Origin of the sequence: Paracoccus lutimaris, assembly GCF_003337565.1 — a bacterium.
GTDB lineage: Bacteria > Pseudomonadota > Alphaproteobacteria > Rhodobacterales > Rhodobacteraceae > Paracoccus > Paracoccus lutimaris.
The window spans coordinates 1-1,306 of the sequence record NZ_QPJL01000088.1 but is presented as its reverse complement, the minus strand read 5'-3'; the positions used below and the strand labels follow the sequence as shown (position 1 = coordinate 1,306).

Genomic DNA, 1,306 nt, shown 5'->3' with positions numbered 1-1,306 from the left:
GGCAGGCAGCCTGACGTTGGGATTGTCGGTGACGCGGGCGAGCGTTTCAAGGCTCATGTATCGCCGCGCGACGGCCCACTCGTCGTTGGTCTCGAGCATCAGCGCGCCGACGAGGCGGACGATGGCTGCATCGTTCGGGAAGATCCCTATGACGTCGGCTCGCCGTTTCACCTCGCGGTTCACACGTTCGAGCGGGTTGGTGGAGGCGATCTGGGTCCAGTGCTCGCGGGGAAACGACATGTAAGCGAGGACATCGTCGCAGGAGGCGTCCATCAGGGCACCGAGTTTGGGCTGTTTTTCCCGCAGGGCGTCGGCCACGACATTCCACTGTGCCTCGGCGTCGGCCTTGCTCTCCTGGGCAAAGATGGTCTTCAGCATCGCCGCCACCGCGGTGCGCTGCTTTGCCGGAGCGTGAGCCAGGGCGTTGCGCATCCAGTGAATGCGGCATCTCTGGTGGGTGGCGTTGAACACGCGACGTGCGGCAGCCCGCAGGCCCTTGTGGTCGTCTGCGATCACCAGCTTCACGCCGCGCAGGCCCCGGTCCGCAAGGCTGCGCAGGAAGCCGGTCCAGAAGGTCTCCGCCTCGGACGGACCGGTGGCGACGCCCAGCACCTCGCGCTTGCCGTCCTCGTTCACGGCCACGGCGAGTATCACCGCCTTGCTGATGATGCGCCCGCCCTCCCTGACCTTGAGGTAGGTGGCATCGAGCCAGAGATAGGGCCACGCACCTTCAAGGGGGCGGGCCAGGAAGGCGTCCACCCGCTCATCGATCTCCATGCACAACCGGCTGACCTGGCTCTTCGACATGCCACCAGCGCCCATGGCTTTGACCAGATCATCGACGGACCGCGTCGAGATGCCGTGGACGTAGGCTTCCTGGATCACAGCAACCAAGGCCTTCTCCGCCGTGCGGCGTGGTTCGAGGAAGCTGGGGAAGTAGCTGCCCTTCCGCAGCTTCGGGATCTCCAGCGAGATGCGGCCAGCGCGCGTGTCCCAGTCCCGGTCGCGGTATCCGTTTCGCTGGGCTTCCCGCATCGGCGAGCGCGCACCTTTGGCCGCGCACGTCCGCCCCTCGATCTCTGCTTCCATGATCCGCTCGGCCGCAAAGGCCAGCATCTCGCGCACGAGGTCGCCATCGGCCTGCTTCTCAACCAGCTCGATCAGCGCCATTTTGTCGTCGGTCATCGTCATCTCCGTCTCAGGTTTCAGGTGTCGCAACCCAAACCTTTCCGAAGATCGACGGTGACCGCCAGCGTCGCCATCAGCGTCGCCCGCGGCCTCCTACACCACGCCCTGGGGCACTATC

1 protein-coding gene is annotated in these 1,306 nt (G+C 65.5%); it reads right to left on the bottom strand.

Going from position 1 to position 1,306, the window contains the following annotated elements; genetic code table 11:
- Positions 1-1,185, bottom strand: a 1,185-nt coding sequence (locus DFP89_RS20055) for an IS256 family transposase (protein WP_114351053.1), incomplete at its 3' end; no start/stop codon positions are given.
- Positions 1,186-1,306 lie beyond the last annotated feature (121 nt).